The 19,944-nt window shown below is 74.4% G+C and carries 21 protein-coding genes and 1 pseudogene; 8 read left to right on the forward strand and 14 right to left on the reverse strand.

Annotated elements, in window-relative coordinates:
• The first annotated feature begins 69 nt into the window (after positions 1-69).
• The gene (locus ACFYYN_RS33900; RefSeq protein WP_500548763.1) at positions 70-1,884 is read left to right on the forward strand and encodes a SpoIIE family protein phosphatase; all 1,815 of its coding nucleotides are present in this window, start codon (positions 70-72) and stop codon (positions 1,882-1,884) included.
• The gene (locus ACFYYN_RS33905) at positions 1,847-2,461 is read left to right on the forward strand and encodes a class I SAM-dependent methyltransferase (RefSeq protein ID WP_500548764.1); all 615 of its coding nucleotides are present in this window, start codon (positions 1,847-1,849) and stop codon (positions 2,459-2,461) included. Before ACFYYN_RS33900 ends, ACFYYN_RS33905 begins: the two co-directional genes overlap by 38 nt.
• Before the next feature lie 85 nt (positions 2,462-2,546).
• On the opposite strand, the gene ACFYYN_RS33910 is transcribed toward ACFYYN_RS33905, so the two are convergent.
• Together ACFYYN_RS33910 and ACFYYN_RS33915 are read right to left on the reverse strand one after the other, a co-directional pair.
• Complete coding sequence (locus tag ACFYYN_RS33910; protein WP_500548765.1) at positions 2,547-4,349, reverse strand: S8 family serine peptidase; 1,803 nt, start codon at positions 4,347-4,349, stop codon at positions 2,547-2,549.
• Positions 4,350-4,466: 117 nt separating this feature from the next.
• Positions 4,467-5,060 (reverse strand): hypothetical protein, encoded by a 594-nt coding sequence (locus ACFYYN_RS33915; RefSeq protein ID WP_500548766.1) that lies wholly within the window; start codon positions 5,058-5,060, stop codon positions 4,467-4,469.
• Between the two features lie 236 nt (positions 5,061-5,296).
• Here ACFYYN_RS33915 and ACFYYN_RS33920 point away from each other — a divergent pair.
• Positions 5,297-5,716 (forward strand): annotated as a pseudogene (locus ACFYYN_RS33920) (alpha/beta fold hydrolase); the annotation flags it as partial.
• Between the two features lie 270 nt (positions 5,717-5,986).
• Positions 5,987-6,433, forward strand: a complete 447-nt coding sequence (locus ACFYYN_RS33925; RefSeq protein ID WP_500329730.1) for a nitroreductase family deazaflavin-dependent oxidoreductase — start codon at positions 5,987-5,989, stop codon at positions 6,431-6,433.
• Between the two features lie 126 nt (positions 6,434-6,559).
• Here ACFYYN_RS33925 and ACFYYN_RS33930 read toward each other — a convergent pair whose 3' ends face one another.
• The 3 genes from ACFYYN_RS33930 to ACFYYN_RS33940 all read right to left on the reverse strand — a co-directional run bounded on the left by ACFYYN_RS33930 (position 6,560) and on the right by ACFYYN_RS33940 (position 8,117).
• A complete protein-coding gene (locus tag ACFYYN_RS33930; protein ID WP_500548767.1) occupies positions 6,560-7,006 on the reverse strand; it encodes a winged helix-turn-helix transcriptional regulator in 447 nt (148 codons plus the stop codon).
• 68 nt (positions 7,007-7,074) lie between these two features.
• Positions 7,075-7,713, reverse strand: coding sequence for an SRPBCC family protein (locus ACFYYN_RS33935; RefSeq protein WP_500548768.1), 639 nt, complete (start codon positions 7,711-7,713; stop codon positions 7,075-7,077).
• Positions 7,710-8,117 carry an ArsR/SmtB family transcription factor gene (locus ACFYYN_RS33940; protein WP_500548769.1) on the reverse strand — a complete coding sequence of 136 codons (408 nt, stop codon included), beginning with the start codon at positions 8,115-8,117 and terminating at the stop codon, positions 7,710-7,712. Before ACFYYN_RS33940 ends, ACFYYN_RS33935 begins: the two co-directional genes overlap by 4 nt.
• A 401-nt stretch (positions 8,118-8,518) precedes the next feature.
• On the opposite strand from ACFYYN_RS33940, the gene ACFYYN_RS33945 reads away from it, so the two are divergent.
• Both ACFYYN_RS33945 and ACFYYN_RS33950 read left to right on the forward strand, forming a co-directional pair.
• Positions 8,519-8,641, forward strand: coding sequence for a hypothetical protein (locus ACFYYN_RS33945; protein ID WP_500329562.1), 123 nt, complete (start codon positions 8,519-8,521; stop codon positions 8,639-8,641).
• Positions 8,642-8,794: 153 nt separating this feature from the next.
• Entirely contained in the window at positions 8,795-9,010 is a 216-nt protein-coding gene (locus ACFYYN_RS33950; protein ID WP_499509473.1) for a hypothetical protein, read from the forward strand.
• 6 nt (positions 9,011-9,016) lie between these two features.
• On the opposite strand, the gene ACFYYN_RS33955 is transcribed toward ACFYYN_RS33950, so the two are convergent.
• The 8 genes from ACFYYN_RS33955 to ACFYYN_RS33990 all read right to left on the reverse strand — a co-directional run bounded on the left by ACFYYN_RS33955 (position 9,017) and on the right by ACFYYN_RS33990 (position 17,347).
• Complete coding sequence (locus ACFYYN_RS33955) at positions 9,017-9,580, reverse strand: Rv1733c family protein (RefSeq protein WP_500548770.1); 564 nt, start codon at positions 9,578-9,580, stop codon at positions 9,017-9,019.
• Between the two features lie 105 nt (positions 9,581-9,685).
• A complete protein-coding gene (locus ACFYYN_RS33960; RefSeq protein WP_500548771.1) occupies positions 9,686-10,570 on the reverse strand; it encodes a DMT family transporter in 885 nt (294 codons plus the stop codon).
• Positions 10,571-10,706: 136 nt separating this feature from the next.
• A complete protein-coding gene (locus ACFYYN_RS33965; RefSeq protein ID WP_500548772.1) occupies positions 10,707-12,281 on the reverse strand; it encodes an alpha/beta hydrolase in 1,575 nt (524 codons plus the stop codon).
• A gap of 223 nt (positions 12,282-12,504) precedes the next feature.
• On the reverse strand, positions 12,505-13,428 hold the full coding sequence (locus ACFYYN_RS33970) for a hypothetical protein (RefSeq protein WP_500548773.1): 924 nt from the start codon (positions 13,426-13,428) through the stop codon (positions 12,505-12,507).
• 413 nt (positions 13,429-13,841) lie between these two features.
• A complete protein-coding gene (locus ACFYYN_RS33975; RefSeq protein WP_500548774.1) occupies positions 13,842-14,795 on the reverse strand; it encodes an endonuclease/exonuclease/phosphatase family protein in 954 nt (317 codons plus the stop codon).
• A gap of 115 nt (positions 14,796-14,910) precedes the next feature.
• A complete protein-coding gene (locus ACFYYN_RS33980) occupies positions 14,911-15,423 on the reverse strand; it encodes a molybdenum cofactor biosysynthesis protein (RefSeq protein WP_500329551.1) in 513 nt (170 codons plus the stop codon).
• A 44-nt stretch (positions 15,424-15,467) separates the two neighbouring features.
• On the reverse strand, positions 15,468-16,277 hold the full coding sequence (locus ACFYYN_RS33985) for a DUF427 domain-containing protein (RefSeq protein ID WP_500548775.1): 810 nt from the start codon (positions 16,275-16,277) through the stop codon (positions 15,468-15,470).
• Positions 16,278-16,375: 98 nt separating this feature from the next.
• On the reverse strand, positions 16,376-17,347 hold the full coding sequence (locus tag ACFYYN_RS33990; RefSeq protein WP_500548776.1) for a LysR family transcriptional regulator: 972 nt from the start codon (positions 17,345-17,347) through the stop codon (positions 16,376-16,378).
• Between the two features lie 30 nt (positions 17,348-17,377).
• On the opposite strand from ACFYYN_RS33990, the gene ACFYYN_RS33995 reads away from it, so the two are divergent.
• On the forward strand, positions 17,378-18,274 hold the full coding sequence (locus ACFYYN_RS33995; RefSeq protein ID WP_500329319.1) for a serine hydrolase: 897 nt from the start codon (positions 17,378-17,380) through the stop codon (positions 18,272-18,274).
• An 83-nt stretch (positions 18,275-18,357) separates the two neighbouring features.
• Positions 18,358-19,362: an MBL fold metallo-hydrolase gene (locus tag ACFYYN_RS34000; RefSeq protein ID WP_500548777.1), complete on the forward strand. Its 1,005-nt coding sequence runs from the start codon at positions 18,358-18,360 to the stop codon at positions 19,360-19,362.
• Between the two features lie 29 nt (positions 19,363-19,391).
• On the opposite strand, the gene ACFYYN_RS34005 is transcribed toward ACFYYN_RS34000, so the two are convergent.
• Positions 19,392-19,901 carry a DinB family protein gene (locus tag ACFYYN_RS34005; protein ID WP_500548778.1) on the reverse strand — a complete coding sequence of 170 codons (510 nt, stop codon included), beginning with the start codon at positions 19,899-19,901 and terminating at the stop codon, positions 19,392-19,394.
• Positions 19,902-19,944 lie beyond the last annotated feature (43 nt).

Here is a 19,944-nt window from a genome sequence, read left to right on the forward strand (position 1 = left end):
ACGGACAGGGGGCCCTTCCCCATACCGGTGACGCTGCGGAGCAGCCCTTCGGCGTGGGGAGTGATGGACATGACGCACTGGTACGCCACCTCGTCATCGGCCGGCCGTACCGACGTGTACGTGTGCGAGCTGGAGCACCGCGCCGTCGCAGTCGCCGTCGCGCGACGCACCGCGCGCACCGTGCTGACCGGCTGGTCGGTGCCGGAGGAGGCCGTCCACGACGCCGTCCTCGTCGTATCGGAACTGGTGACCAACGCCGTGGAGCACGCGCTGCCACCGGTCGCCCTGCGCCTGCGCCGCGGCGAGGTCGACGGCACGGCGATCATCCGCGTCGAGGTCACCGACGGCGGGCCCGCGCCGTGGCACGGCACCTGGGCCGCCGGCCGCGGCCCCGGCGAGCACGGCCGTGGAGCCGCCATCGTCGACAGCCTCGGCATCGGTTCCGGCGTCGGTACCCGCAGCCGCGGCAGCGGGCGCTGGGCGGATCTGCTGGCCGCCTGGGCCCCGGAAAGCGCCCGTGGATCTTCCGCCCATACCTCCGGACGTCGGATGATGGATTCCCGTACGAGAATTTTGTCCGGAAGAAAACGAAAAGCCCGTATGTTGAGTTCGCGCAGAGGGAGGGCTTGTCGTGGTCGCACCCGGCCCGGGTGCGGGAAGGGAGGCACCCGCATGGAGCTCGGGTCCCGTCTCTCGGCGATGCAGGATCCCATCGGATCGGGTTGCAGGGTCTTCCTCGCCCTGATGATCGCGATTATCACGGCGGTTCCGGTCGCCGACCACTTCCTCCCGGAGGACATCCACCTCGCCCACGTGCTGGTCATCCCCGTCGCGCTGGCCTCCGCCTTCGCCGGAGCCGTGTACGGGGCCCTGACGGGATTCGCGGCGGTGCTCGCCCTCGTCGCCGCGGGCGCCGAGCGGCACACGCTCCTCACCGAGAACGTCCTCGTCCAGCTCGGTTCCCTGGTGCTGCTCTCCTTGCTGCTCGTCCTCATCAGCGCCCTGCGCGAGCGCCGCAGACATGAGCTCGCGGAGCTGCGCGCGGTGTGGCAGGCGACCCAGGGCGTGCTGCTGCGCCCGCTGCCGCGCCAAGCCGGGCCGGTGTCCATCGCCACGGCGTACCGCAGCGCCGGCGACGGTGAGCGCATCGGCGGCGACTTGTACGCCGTCGCCCGCACGGCCCGGGCCACCCGCCTGCTCATCGGCGACGTGCGTGGCAAGGGACTGGGTTCCATCGGCGACACCGAGACCGTCCTCGGGGCTTTCCGCGCCTCGGCGCACCGGCAGGCGCCCTTGGCGGAGCTGATGGAGTCGCTGGAGGGCAGCGTCCGCTGGGAGCTGACCCAGGCGTGGGACGGGCCGGGCGAAACCGACGTCGGGGAGCGCTTCGTCACCGCCGCCGTCGTCGAGATCCCCGACGACGAGCCGTACGTGCACGTGGTCAGCTGCGGGCACCTGCCGCCGATCCTCCTCCACGACGGCACGGTCACCACCCTCGACGTCCCCGAACCGGCGCCCCCGCTGGGACTCGGCGGACTGACCGGGAGCAGCTACGCTCCCACCACCTTCACCTTCGCCCCCGGCGACCGGCTGCTGCTCTACACCGACGGCGTGACCGAGGCCCGGAACGGCGACGGGGAGTTCTACCCGCTCATCAGCCGGGTCGCGGAGTGGGGCGACCGCGGCCCCGACCAGCTCGTACGGGAGATGACCGACGACCTGCTGGCCCACACCTCCGCCCCGTTGCAGGACGACATGGCCGTGGTCGCGATCGTGCGCGACGCCCTGGGAGGACCGCCACCGCATGCACGGACCCCCGCCGGAGCCGACACGGCAGCGGACGCCGATGAGCCAGGCGTTCGACCTGCTGGCCGCGGACTATGACGACGACCATCACGACGCCGTCGCCGCGGCCCTGATCGAGCTGGCGGACCCCACGCCGGTGGACCGGAGGGTCGCCGACGTGGCCTGCGGCACCGGGGCGGTGGCCCTGACGCTCGCCCGCTCCCGTCCGTCCGCCGACCCCGCGGTGCTGGCCGTGGACGTCTCCGCGGCCATGATCGCCGCGGGCCGGGCGCGCGCCGAGCGCCTGGCGGCCCCCGGGGCGATCGACTGGCGGGTCGCGGACGCCGTGCCGCTGCCCTGCGCCGACCGAGCGCTCGACCTCGTCCTGTGCGCGTCGTCCCTGCACTTCCTCGGTGGGCGGGCCCTCGCCGACTGGCGGCGCGTCCTGCGGCCTGGTGGCCGTGTCGGGTACAGCCTCCCCCTCGCGTTCGGCTTCCGGGCCTCCGGCCCCTTCGCGTCGCTCGTCGCACGCGACCTGCCGCTCCCCGTGACGGCACGCGACGCCGCGGACCTGGCGGCCGCCTCGGGCCTGCACGCTCCGGTCGCCCGCGTCGTCCGGATCGGCGACCGCTCGGTCGCGCTGACCGTCGCCCGCACCCCCGGCGCGGCGCCCTGACCGTCCGCCCGTGACGCCGGCGGCGCGTGAGGGGCGGTGGTCCGGGAGACGGGACCGGACCACCGCCCGGTGTGCGGGGCGCGCCTCAGTTGGGAGAGGGCGAGCCCGTTGCCAGGGGGGCGGCGGTCGCGTCGAACGTCGCCGTCGGGGCGGCGAGACCGAGCGCGGTCGGGGCGTCGGGCAGCCCGGCGCCGACGCGGAGCGGTTCGGTGACGGGCAGCGGCCGGCTGGCACCGCGGAGCAGGGCCATCAGCTGGTCCGTGCGCGCGGCGCCGCGGGGGTGCGGCGTCGCCCGCAGCTGCTCGTGGTGGGCGAGCAGCAACGCGGCCAGCCCGGTGAGATGGGCCGCCGCGATGGCGGTGCCCTCGGCGACCGTGTAGGTGGCGCCGAGCGCCGTGGTGACGATCGCGGTTCCGGGTGCGGTGAGGTCGACGCCGGGCCCGGTGGGCGTGAAGGGCGCCGGGTACGGACCGGGCCACGGAGGCTGGGTGGCGGCCGCCGGGCTGTCCGGCGGGTAGGTGCCGGTGTGCGCGAGCGCGCCCGCGGCCAGCACGGTGGGCAGGGCGGCGAGCGGGCTGAGCGCACCGGAGGTGTCGCCCGCCGGGGCGATGACGGCGATGCCCGCCGCGTGCGCGTCCATCAGCTTCCACGCCGCCAGCTGCGAGGGCTGGTCGTAGGTGACGTTGATCTGTGCGACGTCGATGTCGTGGGAGATGCAGTGGTCCACCGCGCGCAGCAGGTCGGCGACGCGGCCGCCGGGGAACAGCTTGAGGGCGTGCACCGTGGCGTCCGCCGCGATGCCGGTGACCCCGGTGCGGTTGTCGGCGGCGGCCACGATCCCGGCGCAGCGGGTGCCGTGCCCGGTCGTGTCCGTCCGCCAGCCCGCGTCGTCGGCGGCGGGGGTGAAGTCGGCGCCGGAGCGGACGGTGTCCTTCAGGTCCGGGTGCGCGGTGTCGACGCCGGAGTCCAGCAGGGCCACCGAGACGCCGTGGCCGCGGTAGGTCGGGGGGATCTCGTGCAGGCGCATCGCCTGCCAGCCCCAGCCGGTGAGCGGCCGGTCCGGGAAGCCCTCGAAGGTCTCCGCCAGGGAGCGGACCACCACCTCCACCTCGGCGCCGGACAGGGTGTCGTCGTCCGGGAAGGGGCGGCCGGTGCGCACCGGCCAGTGGTCGCCCGCCGGTCGCACGTACAGGGACCGGAGGGTTGCCGGGGTGTCGGCCGGCAGGACGAGCTCGGCCCGGCCGTCGGCGCCGGTGACGGCGTACGCCGTCGTGCCGGTGCCCGTCGCCCATACCTGCGCGTCGGGCACGCCCTGGCCGCGACTCGTCACGCGCACCGTGATCCGCGGCGGCTCCTGGAGGGTGACCTCCATCGCCGGGTCCACGGCCGCGGCGGCCGGCCGCGTCGCGGGGGCCGGCGTGTAGGCCAGCGGCTGGTCGGCCTCGACCACCACCTGGGGGTTGGCGGCCAGCGCGCGGGCGCGCTCGTGGGGCATCGTCACCACGGCCACCGGGGGGCACACGGGGTGGGGTTCGGCGATCGCCTCCAGGCCGCGGGAGCGGGAGGGGTGCACCTGGGCGACCACCTCCACCTCCGGATCCTCCTCGAGCAGCGTGAACAGCGCCGAGGCCTCGACGGGCGGCACGCCCGCGGTCAGCCAGGGGGCCGGCCGGGGTGCCACCAGGTACCGGCCCCAGGCCGCGCGGCCCGGGTGCCCGGCGTGCGTCCCCGCCATCCCCATGTAGTGCCCGGGGCCCTGTTTCGTGCCGCCCGGTGCCGCGACCGGTCCGTTCGCCCCGCCGGCTTCCGATCCGGCACCGGGCTTGCGGCCGCCCTTGGCGCCGCCGTGCCCCTTCGCCATGTCGCCGTTGCCCTGCTGCTCACTCATCACGCTTCCGCCTTCACCGATCACCTTGCGTTGGACCACACCGCGCCGCTGCCGCGGCCGGACGGCCCGGTCGGCCGGGGCAGCCGCAAGGGCCGCCCCGGCCGACCGGGAGACCGCTCAGATGCCGAGCGGCATCTGACCGACGTGCTGCCCGTACGGCGACTGCCCGTACGGGGACTGGCCGTTCTGGAACTGGCTGTTCTGGAACTGACCGTTCTGGAACTGGCCCGGGAACTGGCCGTACTGGCTGAACTGGCCGAACTGCTGGCCGTACTGCTGGCCGTACTGGCCGAACGGCGACTGGCCCTGGGCGATCTGGCTCAGCGCGCTGTGCACGACCGGCGCGATGCGGCGGGCGCACTCGGTGAGCACGCTGCTCCAGGCGTGCGGGGGGATCTGGCCCTGCGCCTGGATGCCCATCATGATCTGCGGGTCGATGCGCACCTGCTCGACCACGGCGTTGACCGCGGTGGCCGCACAGCGCAGCGACAGCTCGGTCACCAGCAGCGGCAGCTGCTGCTGGCCCTGCCCGATGCCGGGCTGGCCGAAGTGCTGCTGCCCGTAGCCCTGCAGACCCATGAACGGCTGGCCGATGCCCTGCTGTCCGTAGCCCTGCTGACCTGCCCACGGCTGCGACTGCTGCTGACCGGACTGCTGCCAGTGCGGCTGCTGCAGCTGCTGACCGTACTGCTGGGGGGTGTAGACCGACATCAAGCTCCTCCTTGAGCTGTGACGGAAAGGGATGAGACGGCGGCTCCGTGGAGGGGGCTCCCAGAACCGGTCCGCCGCCATGCGCAGCAAATCACCACCGGACAAAAAGCGCTTCTCGTGACATACCGCCACCAGAGGGTGCGTGGCAGCCGAGCTGCAGCGACCTCTTCGTGGCCGCCTCACCCGGACGGCCCACGCCGGGGGCGCGCCGCGGCGGCAAGACCATCCCCATGGGCATGATCGAGGTCGGCGGGGTCGCGCTCCACCACGAGCGCCGCGGCCGGGGGCCGCCCCTCCTGTGCGTCTCCGGGGCGGGCGGCGACTCCGGTGTGTGGACCAGGACGGCCGAGGCGCTCGCCGACGAGTTCACCGTCGTCTCCTACGACTGCAGGGGGAACGCGCGCAGCCCGCGTCCGCCGCGATGGACCTCGACGTCCATCGACGAGCAGGCCGGCGACGCCGCCGGGCTGCTCCGCGGCCTCGGCTTCGGCCCGGCGGCCGTCCTGGGGTCCGGGAGCGGGGCGGTGATCCTGCTCAACCTCGCGCTGCGCCACCCGGAGACGGTGCGGGCGGCCATCGTCCACGAGCCCCCGTTCCTGTCGGTGAGCGCGGATCCCGGCGCGGTGCGCGCCCGGTTCGGCCGGGCCTTCGAACGGGGCACGGCGGCGGACGGGCCGAGGGGCGCGCTGGAGGAACTGGTGCGCTGGCCGAGTGGCTGGCGGGAAGGCTGGGAACCGAGCTGGTCGGCATCCCCGGCGCGCACGCCCCCTACCTCCCGCACCCGGTCGAACTCGCGCACTTCCTGCGGCCGTTGCTGCACGACGTGGCCGGGTGAGCACGCGTACGCGGTGGGGTGCGCGTCGCAACGAGGCGGCGGGCGGGGGAGGATGGGGCGGGACAGCACCACCGACACCGAGGAGGAGCCCGTGCCATTGGAGGGCGAGTACGAACCGAGCCCGCAGACGTGGGCGCGCGAGCAGGTCGAGCGGTACGAGAGTTCCGGGGGCACCGAGGGGACCACGATGCGGGACCTGCCCGTGGTCATCCTGACGACCCGCGGCGCGAAGAGCGGGAAGATCCGCAAGACCCCCCTGATGCGGGTGGAGCACGGCGGGCAGTACGCCGTGGTCGCCTCGCTGGGCGGCGCACCCAAGAACCCGGTCTGGTACCACAACGTGGTCGCCGATCCCCGGGTCGAGCTCCAGGACGGCCCCCGGCGCCAGGACATGACGGCGCGTGAGGTGTCCGGCGAGGAGAAGGCGCTGTGGTGGGACCGGGCCGTCGAGGCCTTCCCCGACTACGCGGACTACCAGAAGAAGACCGACCGCGAGATCCCGGTCTTCGTCCTGGAGCCGGCGGCCCGTCCCCACTGAGCGCGGCGCGGGGGTGATGCGCACCGGGCCGCGCCCGGTGCGCATGAACCGCGTCATCGCGGACAGGCGTGCGGTGCGGGTGCCGCACCACGTTTCCCCCGTCGCGGTCCGGCACCCCGCGGGTCGTCAGGGCGCCGGCGTCCGCAACTCGACGTCGTCGGGCCCGAGCGGCCGGCCGTCGGCGCCGCGCATCCCCAGCGGGGCCACCGGGCGACCGGTCGCCCGGTCCACGAGGGTGGTCCGCTCCTCCCCGGGTTCGAAGAGGTTGGCCTCGCCCCACTGGCGCAGGGCGAGCAGCACCAGCCGCAGACCCTTGCCCTCCTCGGTGAGTTCGTACTCCCGGTACGGACTCCCGTCCGAGGCGGGCACCGTGCGCAGCACCCCGTGCTCCACCAGCTTGGTGAGGCGGCTGCTCAGGATGTTCTTGGCGCAGCCCAGGCTGCGGTGGAAGTCGTTGAACCGGCGTACCCCGTTGAGCGCGTCCCTGACGATCAGCAGCGACCACCAGTCGCCGACGACGCCCAGCGTCCGCGCGACCGGGCACGGTCCGTCACTGAAGTCCTTCTTCTGCATCGCCCTCTCCCGGTTGCGACTTTAAACCGAGAGGTCGGACAGGGCAAACACCGCACCGGGGGCAGGGGCTACTCGGGCCGTGCCGGGACGTAGAAGCCGGTCGTGGCGGTGACCGCGGCGGCCACGGTGTCCTCGGGGGCACCCGAGGCGGCGTACACCGTGCCCCAGGCCCGGCTGCTGCGGGTCATGAAGTCCCGGGCCTCGTCGGAGAACTGCCATTCCTCCGCCTTCTCCGGCCCGATGCCGCCACCGGCCAGGTACAGCCCGAGCCCCAGCAGCCCCAGGTCCCAGCCGACGCCGACCGCACCGGGCCCGAACCGGTCCCACATGCCGGGCGGCACCACGGCCGTGTGCTCCAGTTCCAGGACCGTACGCTCCGCGTCCTCCGCGGTCAGCCGCACCTCCACCTCGCTGAACCCGGGCGCCCCGCCCATGACCCAGCTGACCCGGAGCAGCTCCGGCGGCTCGCACCGCAGGATCTCCCCGCCGGCGTTGCCCTGCAGCTGGTACCGGCCGCCGAGCCGCAGATCGCCGGTGACCGGCAGGAACCAGCGCCCGATGCGCTCCGCGGTGGTGCAGGCGTCCCACACGTCCTCGACCGGGGCGTCGTACGTACGGCGCAGCAGCACCGTGCGCGCCTCCTCGCCGGAGACCTCCCGGCTGCCGGTCGCGCGGTGGATGGCGTTGATCTCGTCGACGATGTTCATGCGGTCTCTTCCCGTTCCTTCCCGGGGTCCGGGGCCTGTCCCGTTCCCGGTCGCTGCTGTTCCTGTGCCGGGCGGCGCTCCCGGCGCCCCCGGGCGAGCTCGGTGCCGAGCGCGTCCAGCCGCTGCTCCCAGAAACCGCGGAAGCGTTCCAGCCACGCGTCGACCTCGCGCAGCGGCGCGGCCTGGACGGCGTAGAGCCTCCGGGTCCCCTCCGCGCGCACGGCGGCGAAGCCGTTCTCCCGCAGGACCCTCAGGTGCTGGGACACGGCGGGCTGTGAGATGCCGAACTCCCCGCTGATGACCTCGGTGATCGCACCGGACGGCTGTTCCCCGGAGGCGAGGAGCTCCAGGATGCGGCGCCGCACCGGATCCCCGAGTACGTCGAATGCGTGCACGTCCGTCACTACGGCAGCAGCGGCTTATATAAGCAAGGACTTAGATAGGCCGCCGATATCGACGCTTGTGAGGGAAATCTCCGTTTCCTCCCCCGGGCCCCTGAGCAGCCACGACGCACCCTGCGCGCGACTCACCCCATGGGAGGAGGGACATGCCGGGCATAGGGGTGGCTTCAGGGACGTTCCCTGACGCGGGCAGCAGTGCCCACGGCGTAGGACTGGAAGGGTCCGCCCACCACGGGCCGCGTTTCCGAAGGAGTGATGACCATGCGCCGCATCCGCGTCCAGCGACCGAAGAAGCCGGCGCCGTCGCGCCCTCCGATCGACCTGCGGACACCGTCCGGGAAGCCCCTCCCGTACTGACACCCACCCCCGACGCACACCGTGCACGTCCAGAAGGGTCGCCCGAGATGAGCGACACGTCCTACCGGCCGGGGAGCACCGTCCCGGCCTTCCGCCCGGTCTTCGCCTACGTGGTGAGGCGGCTGCGCTACCTCGCCGAGGGCTTCCGCCGCGTGGCCCTGGCGGGGTGACGGAGCCGGCGGACACCGCCGCGCCCCCGGGGCCCGGGGGCGCGGCGGGCCGCTGCGGGGTCCCCCGGACGGCCCACACGGAGCGCTGTTGCGCGTCGGCGCCGACCGGGTGACCCTTGACGTGATTCGGGTGCACCGGGACGCGAGGTGGCCATGGTCGAGCCAGCGGTGACGATCCGGCAGGACGGCGACGGTTACGTGGTCACCTGTCCGGGAACCGACGCGGTCGGGCGCGGGCCGACGGAGACCCAGGCGTGGACCGACTTCTGGGCCGCCCTGCACGCCGACTGGAAACCCCCGGAGGAACTCAGGGCGGGTCCCGGCGAGGACCACGTCAGAGGCCTGCGGGTCCTGCGGCTCTTCCGCTGACGCCGGTCAGCGCGCCCGGCCGGACCACACCGGCTCGACGCGCGCCCACTCCCGCTCCCACGTCCTCAGCCGCCCGCGCAGCACGAGGGCGCCCACGGCGTGGTGCACGCCCCAGGCCACGGCCGACCACAGCAGGAAGCACATGATGCCCAGCACCAGGCCCGCGCCCCGCGCTCCGGCCGTACTGCGGGGTTCCGGCGCCGGCGAGCCCCGGTCGTCCACCCAGATCCGTACCGGCTCGCCCGCCTCGACGGGCCGCCCCACCGGGACCCGTCCGGTGTGCGAACGGCCGTGCGGGTACTCCCAGCCGGCGCTCACCGGCGGTAACGACCGCATGCCGTGCTCATGGAAGACCGGCCCCGTCGAGGACAGCGCGGTGCCCTCCACGAGGTGCCGGTGGCCCCGTTCGGCCAGGGCCTGCGCGCGCTCCGCCCGGTGCACGGCGAACCCCGCGCACGCCGAGACGAGTACGGCGAGCACCATCAGCACGGAGGCGGCCAGCCGCGGAAGGGTGTGCGCGCACGGGCGGCACCGGGACGGCAGCACGGCAGGACAGGCGCAGAGCAACATGGGACCCCCCTCGGACGAGGCGCGCGGCCCGGTCTCGACCGGACTGCCGACATGCTGCACCCGCGGGGCCGCCGCCCGCCGGGAATTCGCCCCCCTGGCCGCCGACTAGTCGGCGACCGCGGGCGACGCCGCCCGCGGACCGGGGACCCGGTGCGCACGGCCCGCCGCCGGTGCCGGCCGGGACAGGACCACCACGCCCCGCCCCGCCGCCACCGCCCCCGCGAGGGCCGCCGCCAGGCCCACCGAGCCGCCCCGGAAACCCTCACCGAGCAGCAGGACGCCGACGCACCCCGCGACCAGGGGGTTCGCGAGCGTGACCGCAGCCAGCGCGACGCCCAGCCCACCCCGGTACGCCTCCTGCGACCACAGCATCCCCGCGATCGCCAGGACACCGGTGCAGCCGGCCGCCACCAGGAGCATCGGGTCGGCGAAGGCCGCTCCGAGCCCGCTCGCGGCCAGGTGCACCGCCAGGCCCTGGGTCAGGCACGAGGCGATCCCGAACGCCGCGCCCGCCGCCGTCGCGAAGCGCAGCGCGCGCACCACGGAACGGTCGGCCCCCCACGGCACCCGGGTCAGGGCCAGAGACGCCGCCGCCGTGATCGCGGCCAGCAGGACCAACTCGGCACCACCCAGTGCCCGTTCCGTACCGGGCGGCGCCGTGGACAGCAGAAGGGCCACCAGCCCCAGGACGGTCAGCCCGGCCCCGCCCCACTCGCGGGGCCGCACGCGGCGCCGGCCGAGGGCCGCGTGCAGCGGCAGCGCCAGTACGAGGGTCAGCGCGCCCAGTGCCTGGACCACGGTCAGCGACCCGTACCGCAGGGCGACCGCGTGCAGCCCCGCCCCCGCCGCCTGGAGCACCAGCGCCAGCGTCCACAGGCCGCCCGTCGGCTTCCGCCCGGCGGCGGCCGTACGTTCCTGGGCGACCGCCGCCGTCGCGTAGCAGACCGCCGACAGCAGGGCCGCCGCCAGGGACAGCACGCCGGGGTTCATGCGAGCACCCTCCGAACGGGCATGGGGCTCCTCCTGGTGTGCGGGGGTGGTGGCGCGGGCCCCCAGCACATCGTGTGCGCCGCCCCCGGGGCATCAGGGTCCACCCCGAGCCGCCCCCGAACCCTTGTCGGGGACGTCAGGCGCAGACCGCCCCCGCGGGCGGCAACTGGCCCCGCGTCAGGTAGCCGTCGACGGCGTCGTCGACGCAGCCGACCGACCTGAGGTAGGCGGTGTGGCCGTCGCCGTCGTAGGTGAGGAGCCGGCCCGAGGAGAGCAGGCGGGCCAGGGTCCGTGCTTCGGAGTAGGGGGTCGCCGGGTCGCGGGTGGTGCCGACGACCAGGATCGGTACGGCGCCGGACGCGGTGAGGGCACCGGCCGGCTGGTCCGCGGGGACCGGCCAGTGGGCGCAGGTCGACACCTGGTCCGCGAAGTACGTGCCGAAGCGGGGCGAGGCGCGGACGAACGCGGGGAACGCCGCACGTGCCTGTGCGGGCGTGGCCCGTGGTCCCAGGGTGCCGCTGAGGCAGCTGATCGCGACGTACGCGTCACCGCTGAAACCGGAGTCGCCGAAGGCCCCGCCGAGTTCCTGCACGGTGGTGGTGCCCCCGGAGCGCACCTCGCCGAGCGCGACGCGCAGTTTCTCCCACGCTGGCGCCATGAGCGCCGTGGTGACCGCGCTGATGAGGGCGTCGCCGTCGACCACGACGTCCTTGCCCTGCCGCAACGGGCTCCGGTCGAGGGTCTCGACCAGGGCGTCCAGGGTGCGGCCCGCCCCGTCCGCGGAGTGACCCACGGGGCAGGCCGGGCGGGCGGCGCAGTCGGCGGCGAAGGAGTCCCAGGCGATCTGGTAGCCCCGGGCCTGGCCCAGGAGGCTGTGGACGCCGTCGAGCGTGGGGTCGACGGCGCCGTCCAGCACCATGCGGCCCACGTGGGACGGGAAGAGGTCGGCGTAGCTCGCACCGAGGTAGGAGCCGTAGGAGAAGCCGAGGTAGTGCAGCCGCTCGTCGTCGAGCAGGGCGCGCACGAGTTCCATGTCCCGGGCCGAGTCGAGCGTGCCGACGTGCGGCAGCAGACGCCCCGCGCCGCGCTCGCACACGGCGGCGGTGTCGCGTGCCGCCTCGTCGGCCGCGGCGAAGTCCGGCGCGTCGGCGCCGGGCAGGCTCCGCACCCCCAGGCGGGTGCCGGCCGTGCCGGTACCGCAGTGCACCGGGGTGCTGTCGCCGACCCCGCGCGGGTCGACCGCGACCAGGTCGTAGGCGGCCCGTACGGCCGGTGAGAAGGTTCCGGCGTAGGACCAGAGCGAGGTGATCGCGGGTTCGCCGGGGCCGCCGGGGTTGAACAGCAGCGACCCGATGCGCTGGGCGGCGGTCCCGGTGGACCGCTTGCGGGTGGCGGACAGCCGGATGTCGCCCGCCGACGGACGCGTGTAGTCCAGCGGGGCCCGCAAGGTGGCGCACTCGAACGACGGCTCGTCCGCGCAGGGTTTCCAGCCGAGCTTCTGCCGGTAGTAGCCGGCCAGTGCGGGAGGAACGGTCGCCGCGGCGGCGGCGCCCGGCGGCCCCGCGGGGCCTTGCCCCGCGCTCCGCCCCGGCGGACCGGCCGTGCAGGCGGTCACCAGGAGTGCGCAGGCCCAGAGCGCGATGAGCGCCGCGTGGTGGAGCCCGCGCCGGGGTCCGGGGGATATGGGGCCGGTCGTCCGGGCTGCCTTCATCGCCACGTCTCTCCTTCACCTTCCGGTGCGTGATCAGTGCACCACGCAGCGTGTCCGGGGGAGCGTTCGCGTACGCCGGTGGAGTGAACCGCGGCGGGCGGGCCCGGGCCGTGACGGGGCGAGAACGTACGGCCGGCCGGCGGCGGACAGCAGCCCGCCCCGGGCCCGTGTGCGGGGCCCGGGGCGGAGTGCCGTGCTGTCGCGCGCGGGGGTTGCGGGGCGGTCAGGCCTCGCCGCCCTGCGTGCGACGCCGGCGCAGGAGGAACACGCCGCCCGCCGCCGCGGCGGCGAGGAGGGAGGCGCCGGTGAGGCTCTCGGCGGTGTTCATGCCGGTCGAACCGCCGAAGCCGGTGTCGGGCGCGCCGCCGTTGTTGTCGTTGTCGTTGTCATTGCCGTAGTCGTTGTCGTTGTCACGGTCGTTGTCACGGTCGTGGCCGTGGTGACGCTTCTTGTAGCACTTGCGGTCGTGGTCGCGGCCCCGGTCGCCGCCGCGGTCACCGTAGCCACCCCGGTCGCCGTAACCGCCGCGGCCGTTGTCGTCGCCGCCGCGGTCGTCACCCCGGCCGCCGTGGCCGCCCCGGCCGTGCCCGCCCCACGAGCACTTGTCGCGGTCGTGGCCACGGCCGTAGTTGCCGTAGTCGTCCTCGTAGTCGTCCCCGTACTCGTCGTCGTTGTCGTTGCCGTTGTCGTAGTCGTTGTTGTTGTTATTGGTGTTGTTGTTCGTGTTCGTGTTGGTGCCGTTGTTGTCCGTGGTGGTTCCGCCGTCGCGGTCACCCTCCGTGCTGGTCGTAGCCGGAACGGTGAGGGTGCCGACGCTGCCCTGGTCGGACTTCGGGCCGATCATGCAGCTGACGGTGATGGTGTACGTGTTGGCCGGCGCGTCCTCGGGGATCGTGAACGTGCCGGTCAGGGGGCCGCCCGGGGTCGTCGCGCTGAGGGACAGGGCGTTGCGCAGCAGGCCGGACGGGAAGGCGTTGGCGTTCACCATCGCGCCGGGCGCCTGGCAAACCTCCGAATTGGCGGTGACGGTGACGGAGCGTCCGTTCTGGGCGACGTTGACGTCGACCACGGCGAAGGCCTGCGAGTTCGGAAGGATGACGGCCGCAGCGGTCATCGTCGCCATCGCCAGGATGCGAGCACCACGCATGGAGCTGAACCTCCTTGTGGACGGGGCAGGCGGGATGTGGCCCCCGGCACGACTGCCAGCGCGTCCTCGAGACCTATATGGCGATCATCCGCAGCCGCTCCGCACCCTGAGACCGGCGGAGGGGTAGGGCCGAATGGGGTGGGGCCGTGCCGCCGCCCGGGAAGTCTCTGCAGGTCAGGGGTGGTGTGGTGGCCCGAATAAGAAAAATGTGAAGAGATGTCCAACTGGGTGACGAAGCATCAGCTAATCTTGCGTCAGCAGGGCAGCGAAACTTCGGGACATCCGAGGCCGCCCAGGCTGACGGTCCGTCAGCATGCTTTGTCGTGCCTTGACATGGCTGTGGGGCGAGACCCGATCGAGTTCGGACGGTGCGTCAGACCCCGTGTGCGGACGTGGGATTGGGCCGCCCCTGATCAGAACCGGATGCGGGCCGCGACAGGCAGGTGGTCACTCCCGGTCGCGGGCAGGGTCCGTACGTCCGAGACCGTCGCGGACCGCGCCAGGACCTGGTCGATCCTGGCCAGCGGGAACCGCCCCGGCCAGCTGAACGCCAGCCCCGACTCCGGAGAGTCCAGCCGCGAGGTGAGCGGGGCGAGCCCGCGGTCCTCGACGGTGCCGTTGAGGTCGCCGAGCAGGACCACCCGGTCCAGCCGCTCGGCCGCGATCTCGGCGCCGAGGAGGGCCGCGCTCTCGTCCCGCCTGCCGGAGCCGAACCCGGACGGGCCGAGGCGGAGCGAGGGCAGGTGGGCCACGTACACGGCGACGTCCCCCCGCGGCATCCGGGCGGTCGCCCGCAGGCCCCGGTCCCAGTCCTTGCCGAGGTCCGCGGGCCGGATGTCGATCCTGCGCCCGTCCACCAGGGGATACCGGGACCACAGCCCGACCGTGCCGAAGCGCACGTGATGGGGGTACGCCGCGTCCAGGGCGGCGCCGAAGTCCGGCAGCAGGGACGGCGTCAGCTCCTGGAGGGCGATCAAGTCCGGTTCGGCCGTGATCAGTTGCTCGGCGGTACCCGCCGGATCCGCGTTCTCGTCACTGACGTTGTGCTGCACCGCGACGAGGTCGTACCCGGCCCCGCCGCGCGGGCCCAGTGGATCACCGAAGACCGCGAGCCAGGCCGCCAGCGGTACCAGGAGCGTGCACAGGGCGACTGCCGAGCGCCGCAACAGGGCCGCGCACAGCAGCAACGGGACGCCCAGCCCCAGCCACGGCAGGAACGTCTCCAGCAGGCTCCCCCACCGGCCGGGGCCGTTCGGCACCGAGGCGTGGCACACGAGCAGCAGCGCCAGCAGGAGGGGAAGCGCCACCAGGAGCCCGTCCCATCGCCGCGGGCCGCGCCACCCGCGGGCGTCCCCTGCCGCGTCCATCCGCCCGTGATCGGCCCGCCCGTGAACCGTCCGCCTCAGTGATCGCACGCAGCAACGACGCCGGGCCGCGTGATCCGGTTCCCGTGGACCCCGTGACGGGGCCGGCACGCCCCCGCTACGCGGTCTCCCTCTCGTCCTCCACGACCCGGAACTCCGCCGGCCCCAGCGTGAGCACGCCGTCGCTCAGCGGCGTGCACCGCACCCCGCCCTTGCCGCGCAGCGCGCGCTGGGCCCCCGGACCGATGACGGCGTCCATCCAGGCGCAGGGCCGGGCGGGGCGCCGCACCGCGAACAGGACGGGCCCCGCGCCGGTGTCCAGGGACACGGTCGTGCCCACGTACGCGTCGATGTCGACGCCCCGGAGCAGCACGTTGCGGCGGGTGTGCCGCAGGTCGGTCTCCGGAGCGATGTCCAGCGGCAGGCTCTCCGCCGCCATGAGCGTGACGGCGGCGTTCCGATGGGCCGGCCGCGCGTAGTAGCGGTCGCCCACGAGCCCGAGCCCGCTCCGCACCTCGGCGCTCCGCACGAGCTCGCCGTCCGGCGCCGCCGACGGCCCCTCCGACGGCCGCCCCGTGTACCGGTGCGCGGGCGACACCAGCAATTGCACGACTTCGACCTGCTGAGACATGCGGCCAGCCTAATTCGCCGCCCGCCGTGCCCGGTGCGGGCGTCTCAGGGCTTTCCGAGGCGACGCCGGTCCCACTCCGTCCGGGACATCGCGATGGGGCGGGGGAGCGGCGCGCCGTCGACGTACAGGTCCACGTGCTCGTTGTAGAACGCGACCATCCCCGCGACGGGGGCGCACGCCGCCGTGGGGAAGTCGTACGCCCAGGCGATGTCCTTGTGGGTGGCGACGTCCCCGTCGAACGACCAGTAGCCGCTCGTCGTGCCCTTGTACGGGCAGCGCGTGACCGTGTCGGAGGGACGCAGCCGGGTCCAGTCGACGTGCACGCGCTCGACGTAGTAGCGGGTCGGCAGGCCGGTCTCGAACAGGGTCACCGCATGCGGCGCGTCGGCGAGGACGGTGCCGTCGACCTCCACACGCACGCTGCTGGAGGAGCGCAGGGCGTCCACGCGGGTGTAGGGGCTGCGCGGGTGGACGAAGACCTGCTCGTCCTCCTCGTACCAGGCGTCGAGTGCCTCCCAGCGGAAGCGCGCGGTCCCCAGCAGCCGGTCCGGTGAGCCCTCGTCCCAGACCCAGGCCGCGCCCTCGCGGACCTCGGAGCCGACGCGCAGCGAGTGGCGGCGTGCCGGGCCGGGGCCCAGCCGGCCGGCCCGGCCGTCGTCGGTGAGCACCCCCTCGGTCAGGTCCTCGACCGGGATGCTGTACTGCGGGTAGCCGGGCCACTCCCACACGTACACGGCACGCCGGGTGTCGAGGACGGTACGGCCCCCGACCAGCGCCCGGATGCGCCGTGGGACGGGTTCGACGTGGCCGACCGGGACGATCAGACCCGGATGGTTCACGTTCTCGTCCGCCATCGGTGATCACCTCGGTCCGTTCACGGATTCCGTACGCCCAGCTTCTCCGGCGGCCGCGTGATCGGCCACCCCGGCGGTGCCCGGGGCACGCCGCCGTCTCAGCCGAACACCACCGACCACGGCCGCGGCGGCCCGTCCGGCGCCGCCGCCGCGCCTGCGCTGCGCTCCTCGGCCACCGCACCGTGCCGCGCCAGCACGCGCGCGGCGAGCGCCGCGAAGCGCGGGGCCGCGGGGTGCGCGGAGGGGCCCGCGGGCCAGGCGCCGCCGATCCGGCGGGCGAGGGGGCGTCCGGACAGCGGCCGCCAGGCCACGCGTGGCTCCCTGCGGGCGGCGGCGCCCTGGTCGAAGGCGATGCCGCCACCCGCCGCGACGAGGGCGAGCAGGAACTCCGGGCTCGAGGCGTGCCGGACGCGACCGGGGACGAAGCCCGCCGCGCGGCAGCCCTCCAGCAGCCGGTCGTACCAGCCGGGAGCCTCCTCGCGCGGGAACACCACGAGGTCCTGGCCGGACAGATCGGCGAGGGACACCTGCGGACCGCGGGCCACCGGCGAGGCACGGGGGAGGACGACTCCCAGGTCGAAGGCGACCTCCGGGCCGAGCCGCAGTCCGGCCGCCTCCACCGGGCGGTGGACGAGGCCGACGTCGAGGCCGCCCGCACCGAGGAGCCGCAGCTGCTCCGCGGTGGTCGCCTCCCGCAGATCGACCGCCAGACCCGGGGCGTGCTCCGTGCACGCGGCGAGCAGCGCGGAGACCACCGCCGCCGTGGTGCCGGTGGGCACGGCCGCCCGCAGCGTGCCCAGGCCCCCGTCGGCGGCACGCCGCGCCAGGGCCCGCAGGCGGTCCTCACGGGCCAGGAGTTCCCTCGCCTCCTCCAGCAGCAGCGCCCCCGCCGAGGTCAGCGCGGTACGGCGTCGCGACCGGTCGAACAGCTCCGCGCCGAGTTCCCGCTCCAGCGCGCGCACCGCCTGGCTGACCGGCGGCTGTGCCGTGCCCAGCCGGTCGGCGGCGCGGCCGAAGTGCAGTTCCTCCGCGACGGCGACGAAGATACGCAGGTGGCGCAAGAGATCCACGATCAAGGACCCTACGCGAGGAGGCTGTTGATGGTCGAGGAGGACATCCGGGAGGTGTTCGCGGCGGCGGGCGCCGAAGGGGTGCTGCACGCCGTACCGGTCGGTGCGGGGGCCGGCGACACGGCCGAGGTCGCCGTCGGCGCGGACGAGCCCGTCGTCCTCGCGTCGGTCGTGAAGATCCTCGTGGTGCTGGAGTTCGCCCGCCAGGTGGCCGCCGGCCAGCTCGACCCCCGTGAGCGCGTACGGGTCACCGCGGCCGACCGGCTCGGCGGCTGGGGCACGGCGGGATGCGCCGACGACGTCGAGCTCTCGCTCCGCGATCTCGCCCACTTCGCGATGTCGGTCAGCGACAACACCGCGGCGGACCTGCTGCTGGCCCGGATCGGACTGGACACCGTACGGCTCCTCACCGAGGAGCTCGGACTCACCGGCATCCGGCTCGTGGGCGGTCCCCGGGACGTGCTGGAGTCGATGCTCGCCGACGTCGGGGCCGGCACCGAGGCGGAGTTCGCGGCCCGTTGGCCCGCCCTGCCGGAGGACCGGAAGCGACGGCTGGCGGTCCTGGACCCCACGCGGACCAACGCCGGCACGCCCCGGGAGATCACCCGGCTGCTCGGGCTCGTCTGGCGGGACGAGGCCGGCCCGCCGCAGGCCTGCGCCTGGGTCCGGGAGCTGATGGGCCGGCAGGTCTTCCGGCACCGGATGGTCTCCGGCTTCCCCGGCGAGGTGACGGTGGCCGCCAAGACCGGCACGCTGCCCGGTCTGCACCTGGAGGCGGGGGTCGTCGGCCACCCGGACGGCGGGCGCTACGCGGTCGCCGTCTTCGCCCGCACCCGCGAACTGACCGCGGTGCGCCCCGCGGTGGACTCCGCGATCGGCGCCGCCGCCCGGATCGCGGTGGACTTCCTGCGGGCCGAACGCCGTTGACCAGCACTCATAGCGGATCGCGTATCAGGCGTGCGGAATTCAGGTCTTGGACGCGGGCGACTCGGCCTTGATCTCCTGAGGCCATGAGCGACGACAGGGACGTACGAGACGTGAAGAGGTTCGGACGGCGCACGATGCTGCGGGGCGCCGCACTGTCCGCGGCCACCCCGCTGCTGCCGGGCACGGTGCCCACGGCGGCAGCGGCGGCACCCGCGGCCCGGCGCGGGGCCCCGGACGCCGGCGCGGCGACCTTCCGCTGGCTGGGCACCGCGGGCTGGCGCATCGACGTCTCCGGCCGGACCGTGCTCTTCGACCCTTACGTCACACGGTTCCCCACGGGGCTCTTCACCGGGGCCTTCGACCCCGCCACCCGGCTGCGGACCGACGAGACCGCGGTCCGGGAGCGCGTCGGCCACCCCGAACTCGTCCTCGTCAGCCACTCGCACTGGGACCACCTCGCCGACGTGCCGTACATCGCCGCCTCCACCGGCGCCCGGGTCGTCGGCACGGAGACCACGTACCACCTGCTGGTCGCGCTCGGCGTCGACCCGGCGCGGATCTCGGTGGTGAAGGGCGGGGAAGTGCTGGACTTCGACGGCATCGTGGTGGAGGTCGTCGCGAGCCTGCACAGCCGCAACAAGGGGTACTCCTACTTCGCCCCCGGCAGGCACGCCGCACCGCCACAGGCCCGTCCGGAGACCATCGCCGACCTCCCCGAGGGCGACACCCTCGCCTACCAGGTCACGGCAGGTGCCGAGGGGCCCTCGGCGTTCCTGATGGGCGCCAGTGACTTCAGCGAGCGCGCGGCCCGGGGACTCCGCCCGGACCTGGCCATGGTCGCCGTACCGACCAGCGCCTCGACGCACCGGTACGTCCCCCGGTTGCTGCGGGCGCTCGGCGACCCCGGTGTCGTCGTGCCCGTGCACTGGGACGACTTCGAGCGGCCGCTGGACCTGGAGCCGAGGCGCGACCCGTCGGCGGACGTCGAGGCCTTCACCGCGCAGGTCCGCCGCGAGTCGCCCGCGACGCGCGTCGTCGTCCCCGACTACCGCACCCTCTACGGCGCGGACATGCGGCCGGTCCCCTGACGGCCGGTTCCCGGACCGCGCGGGGCCGGTCAGGCCCCCACGGTGCCGTCGACACCCTCGCGGAGGAAGTCCGCGTGCCCGTTGTGACGGCCGTACTCCAGGAGCACGTGCACCATGACCATCCGCAGGGAGATGTCTTCGCCCCAGCGCGGCTGGTGCCCGGTCAGGTCCAGTGACCCGGCCGCCTCCTCGATCCGCCGGGAGTTCTCCACCTCGGCCTCCCAGGCCGTGAAGGCCTCGGCGCGGGTGGACGCGCCCGCGTCGTAGGCCGCCTGGAAGTCGATCCTGTCGGACCAGACCATGGGCGCGTCGTTGTCCTCGAACACCCGGCGGAACCAGGCGCGTTCCACCTCCGCCATGTGCCGGACGAGCCCGAGCAGCGAGAGCGTGGACGGAGGCATCGACTGCTGCCGCAGCTCCTCGTCCGTCAGCCCCCGGCACTTCATGGCCAGCGTGGCCCGGTGGTAGTCGAGGAACGCCCGGAGCGTCTCGCGCTCCCCGCCGAGCAGCGGCGGGCCCACGCGGTCGTCGTCGGTCACTGGATGCTCACTTCCTGCGGAGCGGTACGATTGAAGAGTTCTT

Origin of the sequence: Streptomyces sp. NPDC001902 (assembly GCF_042891295.1) — a bacterium.
In the GTDB taxonomy this organism is placed as follows: Bacteria; Actinomycetota; Actinomycetes; order Streptomycetales; family Streptomycetaceae; genus Actinacidiphila.